We start from the raw sequence: 7,926 nt of genomic DNA on the forward strand, positions 1-7,926 counted from the left end.
CGACCAGAAGGCTGCGTGGTATCACCATAATAAGGGGCAACTAACTCGCCAAAGTAGTTCGCTATCATGCTGTCGTAAGCGGCGGTGTGTTCAAACGCTTTTATGGCCAAGTCAAAACGGGTTGCCCAATTCAGCGAATTTTGGTGATCATCCATTTCATCAATAATAGTTTGGTAGTCATTGCTGTTGACTACGATCGCAACGTCTTTATGATTTTTAGCCGCAGAGCGCACCATGGTTGGGCCTCCGATATCGATATTCTCAACTGCATCTTCTAGTGTGCAGTTTGGTTTTGCTACTGTTTGAGCAAAAGGGTATAAATTCACAACAACCATATCAATAGGCGAAATATCATGTTCTTGCATGATTGCGTCATCAGTGCCACGACGCCCTAAAATGCCACCATGAACTTTCGGGTGCAACGTTTTTACGCGGCCATCCATCATTTCAGGGAATCCCGTGTAATCTGAAACTTCAGTCACGTTAAGACCTGATTCTGCGAGGAGTTTCGCAGTACCGCCAGTTGATAGAAGTTCAACACCACGTTCGGAAAGCGCTTTAGCGAATTCAACAACCCCTGTTTTATCAGACACACTAAGCAGGGCACGACGAATAGGACGAAGCAGTTGCATGAGATAGATCCCTTGGATTTGAATAAATAAGGCAATACGAATATCAATGAGTGAAAAGCCACTGGCTTTTCTTATATACCTATTTATAAAAGCGGAATTTGATTGCTTCTTCAATAGCGATATATAAGTCACTAACAATTTCAGAACATAAAAACAAAATCAATGCTGAAATTTCGCGCTAATTGTAACGCAAACGTTTGCGTAATGCGCGATAAATTTTAAATTATTTTCGCTTTGTGGATAACTTGGTGGATAAGTCAGTATAAGTAGGGGTTTTGCTGTGGAATGCAGCAGTTGAATAAAAAAATGCAAAAAAGGGGTTGCCAGATTTTTCTGACTCCCTATAATGCGCATCCACTGACCGGGAACAAGACAACGCAAAGCGCGGTGAACACTGAAACGGCAGCGAGAGATTCTGAAAAGAAAAAGCAAAAAATTGCTTGACTCTCACGGAGGAAAACGTATTATACGCCTCCTCGCAGCAACGACCCAGAAGGTCAAATTTCACGACGAAATGCTGCAACGCTCTTTAACAATTTATCAGACAATCTGTGTGGGCACTCACAGGACACTATCAAAAAAATATTTGATTTTAAGTCTTGAAGAGTGACTAACACGTTAATTCATATATATGAAATAAGGTAGTAACGCTTATTCTGGAAGGATAACGCGAAGGCAAGCAGAGATAACCCGAGACAGTACTTAGGTACGGCGAGGGTAAGCGATGCGAAGCCGACAAAGTTAGCCGAACAAAAGAACGTTACGGTCAGTAAGACATTCTTTGAGCATCAAGCTACTTTTAATTGAAGAGTTTGATCATGGCTCAGATTGAACGCTGGCGGCAGGCCTAACACATGCAAGTCGAGCGGTAACAGGGGAAGCTTGCTTCTCGCTGACGAGCGGCGGACGGGTGAGTAATGTATGGGGATCTGCCCGATAGAGGGGGATAACTACTGGAAACGGTAGCTAATACCGCATAATCTCTAAGGAGCAAAGCAGGGGAACTTCGGTCCTTGCGCTATCGGATGAACCCATATGGGATTAGCTAGTAGGTGAGGTAATGGCTCACCTAGGCGACGATCCCTAGCTGGTCTGAGAGGATGATCAGCCACACTGGGACTGAGACACGGCCCAGACTCCTACGGGAGGCAGCAGTGGGGAATATTGCACAATGGGCGCAAGCCTGATGCAGCCATGCCGCGTGTATGAAGAAGGCCCTAGGGTTGTAAAGTACTTTCAGTCGGGAGGAAGGCGTTGATGCTAATATCATCAACGATTGACGTTACCGACAGAAGAAGCACCGGCTAACTCCGTGCCAGCAGCCGCGGTAATACGGAGGGTGCAAGCGTTAATCGGAATTACTGGGCGTAAAGCGCACGCAGGCGGTTGATTAAGTTAGATGTGAAATCCCCGGGCTTAACCTGGGAATGGCATCTAAGACTGGTCAGCTAGAGTCTTGTAGAGGGGGGTAGAATTCCATGTGTAGCGGTGAAATGCGTAGAGATGTGGAGGAATACCGGTGGCGAAGGCGGCCCCCTGGACAAAGACTGACGCTCAGGTGCGAAAGCGTGGGGAGCAAACAGGATTAGATACCCTGGTAGTCCACGCTGTAAACGATGTCGATTTGAAGGTTGTTCCCTTGAGGAGTGGCTTTCGGAGCTAACGCGTTAAATCGACCGCCTGGGGAGTACGGCCGCAAGGTTAAAACTCAAATGAATTGACGGGGGCCCGCACAAGCGGTGGAGCATGTGGTTTAATTCGATGCAACGCGAAGAACCTTACCTACTCTTGACATCCAGAGAACTTAGCAGAGATGCTTTGGTGCCTTCGGGAACTCTGAGACAGGTGCTGCATGGCTGTCGTCAGCTCGTGTTGTGAAATGTTGGGTTAAGTCCCGCAACGAGCGCAACCCTTATCCTTTGTTGCCAGCGATTCGGTCGGGAACTCAAAGGAGACTGCCGGTGATAAACCGGAGGAAGGTGGGGATGACGTCAAGTCATCATGGCCCTTACGAGTAGGGCTACACACGTGCTACAATGGCGTATACAAAGAGAAGCGACCTCGCGAGAGCAAGCGGAACTCATAAAGTACGTCGTAGTCCGGATTGGAGTCTGCAACTCGACTCCATGAAGTCGGAATCGCTAGTAATCGTAGATCAGAATGCTACGGTGAATACGTTCCCGGGCCTTGTACACACCGCCCGTCACACCATGGGAGTGGGTTGCAAAAGAAGTAGGTAGCTTAACCTTCGGGAGGGCGCTTACCACTTTGTGATTCATGACTGGGGTGAAGTCGTAACAAGGTAACCGTAGGGGAACCTGCGGTTGGATCACCTCCTTACCATTGAAGTGTTTTTGTGAAGTGCTCACACAGATTGTCTGATGAAATTAAAGTGCGGTATCGATAGGCTTGTAGCTCAGGTGGTTAGAGCGCACCCCTGATAAGGGTGAGGTCGGTGGTTCAAGTCCACTCAGGCCTACCACTTTTCTCTTATGCTGCGTTATGGTTCAGCTCGTTTACCTGTGTAAACTTCGCTAACCCACGCCTTGCCTAAGAAAAAAGACCTCCGAGTAAGAAAAAATCTTATCAGGAGATTAGTCGATACTAAAAAAACCTTTATGGGGCTATAGCTCAGCTGGGAGAGCGCCTGCCTTGCACGCAGGAGGTCAGCGGTTCGATCCCGCTTAGCTCCACCATAAATTTTTCTGATTATTCAGAATAGATTAGTCAAATAGTCTATTGCGAATAATTATGCTCTTTAACAATCTGGAACAAGCTGAAAATTGAAAACAACGCACATTGTTTATCGCTTAAACAATGTGAGAGTCTCTCAAAATTTCAGACCTGAAATTTTCGGTCACTAACTCGAGCGGCATGCGCGAGCAGTGTGAAATTCAAGGCGGACAGCGCACAGCCAGCGCAGCGTACATAGGTACGTGAGCATGGCGAGCACTGCCCAACGAAGAAGTTCACCACGCACAGCCATGACAGTAAAGTGAACGTTGAAACAATTTCGGGTTGTGAGGTTAAGCGACTAAGCGTACACGGTGGATGCCTAGGCAATCAGAGGCGATGAAGGACGTGCTAATCTGCGAAAAGCGTCGGTAAGGTGATATGAACCGTTATAACCGACGATATCCGAATGGGGAAACCCAGTGCAATTCGTTGCACTATCGTTTGATGAATACATAGTCAAACGAGGCGAACCGAGGGAACTGAAACATCTCAGTACCTCGAGGAAAAGAAATCAACCGAGATTCCCCTAGTAGCGGCGAGCGAACGGGGAGCAGCCCAGAGTCTTAATCAGCATTAGCATCAGGAGAACAGTCTGGAAAGGCTGGCAGTAAAGGGTGATAGCCCCGTATCCGAAGGTGTTAGTGTTGTGAACTCGACGAGTAGGGCGGGACACGTGTTATCCTGTCTGAATATGGGGGGACCATCCTCCAAGGCTAAATACTCCTGATTGACCGATAGTGAACCAGTACCGTGAGGGAAAGGCGAAAAGAACCCCGGCGAGGGGAGTGAAATAGAACCTGAAACCGTGTACGTACAAGCAGTGGGAGCACCCTTTAGGGTGTGACTGCGTACCTTTTGTATAATGGGTCAGCGACTTATATTCTGTAGCAAGGTTAACCGTATAGGGGAGCCGTAGGGAAACCGAGTCTTAACTGGGCGAATGAGTTGCAGGGTATAGACCCGAAACCCGGTGATCTAGCCATGGGCAGGTTGAAGGTTGGGTAACACTAACTGGAGGACCGAACCGACTAATGTTGAAAAATTAGCGGATGACTTGTGGCTGGGGGTGAAAGGCCAATCAAACCGGGAGATAGCTGGTTCTCCCCGAAAGCTATTTAGGTAGCGCCTCGTGAACTCATCTTCGGGGGTAGAGCACTGTTTCGACTAGGGGGTCATCCCGACTTACCAACTCGATGCAAACTACGAATACCGAAGAATGTTATCACGGGAGACACACGGCGGGTGCTAACGTTCGTCGTGAAGAGGGAAACAACCCAGACCGCCAGCTAAGGTCCCAAAGTCATAGTTAAGTGGGAAACGAAGTGGGAAGGCTCAGACAGCCAGGATGTTGGCTTAGAAGCAGCCATCATTTAAAGAAAGCGTAATAGCTCACTGGTCGAGTCGGCCTGCGCGGAAGATGTAACGGGGCTAAACTATGCACCGAAGCTGCGGCAGCGATATGTAAATATTGTTGGGTAGGGGAGCGTTCTGTAAGCCTGTGAAGGTGTACTGTGAGGTATGCTGGAGGTATCAGAAGTGCGAATGCTGACATAAGTAACGATAATGCGGGTGAAAAACCCGCACGCCGGAAGACCAAGGGTTCCTGTCCAACGTTAATCGGGGCAGGGTGAGTCGACCCCTAAGGCGAGGCAGAAATGCGTAGTCGATGGGAAACGGGTTAATATTCCCGTACTGGTGATAATTGCGATGGGGGGACGGAGAAGGTTAGGCTGGCCGGGCGACGGTTGTCCCGGTTTAAGGATGTAGGCAGGTGAATTAGGCAAATCCGGTTCACTATATGCTGAGGTCTGATGACGAGTCACTACGGTGGCGAAGTAGCTCATACCCCGCTTCCAGGAAAAGCCTCTAAGCTCTAGATTATCATTAATCGTACCCCAAACCGACACAGGTGGTCAGGTAGAGAATACTCAGGCGCTTGAGAGAACTCGGGTGAAGGAACTAGGCAAAATGGTGCCGTAACTTCGGGAGAAGGCACGCTGGCATTAGGTGAAGTGGTTTACCCATGGAGCTGAAGCCAGTCGCAGATACCAGCTGGCTGCAACTGTTTATTAAAAACACAGCACTGTGCAAACACGAAAGTGGACGTATACGGTGTGACGCCTGCCCGGTGCTGGAAGGTTAATTGATGGGGTTATCCGTAAGGAGAAGCTCTTGATCGAAGCCCCAGTAAACGGCGGCCGTAACTATAACGGTCCTAAGGTAGCGAAATTCCTTGTCGGGTAAGTTCCGACCTGCACGAATGGCGTAATGATGGCCAGGCTGTCTCCACCCGAGACTCAGTGAAATTGAACTCGCTGTGAAGATGCAGTGTACCCGCGGCAAGACGGAAAGACCCCGTGAACCTTTACTATAGCTTGACACTGAACATTGAGCCTTGATGTGTAGGATAGGTGGGAGGCTTTGAAGCGTGGACGCCAGTCTGCGTGGAGCCAACCTTGAAATACCACCCTTTAATGTTTGATGTTCTAACGTTGCCCCGTTATCCGGGGTGCGGACAGTGTCTGGTGGGTAGTTTGACTGGGGCGGTCTCCTCCCAAAGAGTAACGGAGGAGCACGAAGGTTGGCTAAGCATGGTCGGACATCATGCGGTTAGTGCAAAGGCATAAGCCAGCTTGACTGCGAGAGTGACGGCTCGAGCAGGTACGAAAGTAGGTCTTAGTGATCCGGTGGTTCTGAATGGAAGGGCCATCGCTCAACGGATAAAAGGTACTCCGGGGATAACAGGCTGATACCGCCCAAGAGTTCATATCGACGGCGGTGTTTGGCACCTCGATGTCGGCTCATCACATCCTGGGGCTGAAGTAGGTCCCAAGGGTACGGCTGTTCGCCGTTTAAAGTGGTACGCGAGCTGGGTTTAGAACGTCGTGAGACAGTTCGGTCCCTATCTGCCGTGGGCGTTGGAAGATTGAAAGGGGCTGCTCCTAGTACGAGAGGACCGGAGTGGACGCACCACTGGTGTTCGGGTTGTCATGCCAATGGCATTGCCCGGTAGCTAAGTGCGGAAAAGATAACCGCTGAAAGCATCTAAGCGGGAAACTTGCCTTGAGATGAGTCTTCCCTGACCCTTTAAGGGTCCTAAAGGAACGTTTAAGACTAAGACGTTGATAGGTTGGGTGTGTAAGCGTAGCGATACGTTGAGCTAACCAATACTAATGAACCGTGAGGCTTAACCTGACAACACCGAAGGTGTTTTAGAGAGACGAGATAGTTTTCGAATGTGGGTGAGAAGCCGAAAGGTGAAGGACACAACAGCTTGTTCAAGATTGATGTTCTGGTTTAGCGAAGAAACGCTGAACGGGAACGAACCGAATTTGTCTGGCGGCAATAGCGCGGTGGTCCCACCTGACCCCATGCCGAACTCAGCAGTGAAACGCCGTAGCGCCGATGGTAGTGTGGGGTCTCCCCATGTGAGAGTAGGGAACTGCCAGACATTAAATTAGTGAGAAAGCCACCCAATGGGTGGCTTTTTTGCGTTTGGGGAAATAAAAATGATGCTGTTTACGGTGGTTGAGCCGTTCGGTATGCTTCGCTTTGTTTACACTCTGCCCGCTATTTTTATGGTTGAAAGAGGAAGAGACTCAAAAGCCATAAGTTAATCAATAATCCCCTCAGCAACCAATCGTTGTGTTACCCGTGTTCTGTGCTCACGTCATTATGACTTGTGATTAAAACGTAGAAATTCTTGTAAGCTTATCAATAATCTACTTAGCAACTCATCGTTGTGTGATCCGTGTTCTGTGTTCACGTCGTTATGACTTGTGATTAAAGCGGAGAAATCTTTGCAAGCTTATCAATAATCCCCTCAGCAACCAATCGTTGTGTTACCCGTGTTCTGTATTTCTGTGTTCACGTCGTTATGACTTGTGATTAAAGCGGAGAAATCTTTGCAAGCTTATCAATAATCCTTCTCAGTAACTAACATTACTGTGTTTTTTACTTCTTATTAGATTATGGTGAAGTAGATGACAATATTTTGATTTTTCTAGTTAATGAATTGATTTTATTATTTTTTATTAATTAATTTGAATTGGTAGACCCTTTTGGTTAAGGGAAGAAGAAGATTAGATTAGCTCTAATTAATATCAAAAGTGTATAAGTTAAATCAGTATCTATAAATTATCATGAGTAGATAAAAAATATATAAAATCAGCTAGTTGCGTCTCTGCTATATTTGAAAAGAAATCAAGACAAGTCACTTGGCATGAAATTATTTCAATCACCCTTGAAATACTCGACAAGGTGCTTAACATTGGTTAGATTATTTAGCATTCTAGAAGTCTAAACGTATAAAAGTGTAAAAAGGGGATGAACGATGCCGATTCGTTTACCAGACGAGTTACCTGCTGTGAATTTCTTGCGCGAAGAAAATGTTTTTGTCATGACAACGACAAGGGCTAGCCTTCAGGAGATCCGTCCCTTGAAAGTATTAATATTAAACTTAATGCCCAAAAAAATAGAAACTGAAAACCAGTTCCTAAGGCTATTGTCGAATACACCTTTACAGGTTGATATTCAACTATTGAGAATTGACCAAAGA

1 protein-coding gene, 2 tRNA genes, 3 rRNA genes and 1 pseudogene are annotated in these 7,926 nt (G+C 47.4%); 6 read left to right on the forward strand and 1 reads right to left on the reverse strand.

Annotation, left to right across the window (positions count from 1 at the left end):
* Window positions 1-746 (reverse strand): annotated as a pseudogene (locus tag AB0I28_RS39300) (hypothetical protein); the annotation flags it as partial.
* A 686-nt stretch (window positions 747-1,432) separates the two neighbouring features.
* Between AB0I28_RS39300 and AB0I28_RS39305 the strand changes: the two are divergent.
* The 6 genes from AB0I28_RS39305 to AB0I28_RS39330 all read left to right on the forward strand — a co-directional run.
* Window positions 1,433-2,972, forward strand: a 16S ribosomal RNA gene (locus tag AB0I28_RS39305).
* 65 nt (window positions 2,973-3,037) lie between these two features.
* A tRNA-Ile gene (locus tag AB0I28_RS39310) sits at window positions 3,038-3,114 on the forward strand.
* Window positions 3,115-3,252: 138 nt separating this feature from the next.
* Window positions 3,253-3,328, forward strand: a tRNA-Ala gene (locus AB0I28_RS39315).
* A 328-nt stretch (window positions 3,329-3,656) separates the two neighbouring features.
* Window positions 3,657-6,563 (forward strand): 23S ribosomal RNA (locus AB0I28_RS39320).
* A 140-nt stretch (window positions 6,564-6,703) separates the two neighbouring features.
* A 5S ribosomal RNA gene (gene rrf / locus AB0I28_RS39325) occupies window positions 6,704-6,819 on the forward strand.
* The 16S, 23S and 5S rRNA genes sit together here with 2 tRNA genes alongside, the layout of an rRNA operon.
* A gap of 882 nt (window positions 6,820-7,701) precedes the next feature.
* Window positions 7,702-7,926 (forward strand): homoserine O-succinyltransferase (locus AB0I28_RS39330; protein WP_357501232.1); only part of this gene is annotated, 225 nt, incomplete at its 3' end.

The sequence above is a fragment of the Phytomonospora sp. NPDC050363 genome, assembly GCF_040655735.1.
Lineage (GTDB): Bacteria > Actinomycetota > Actinomycetes > Mycobacteriales > Micromonosporaceae > Phytomonospora.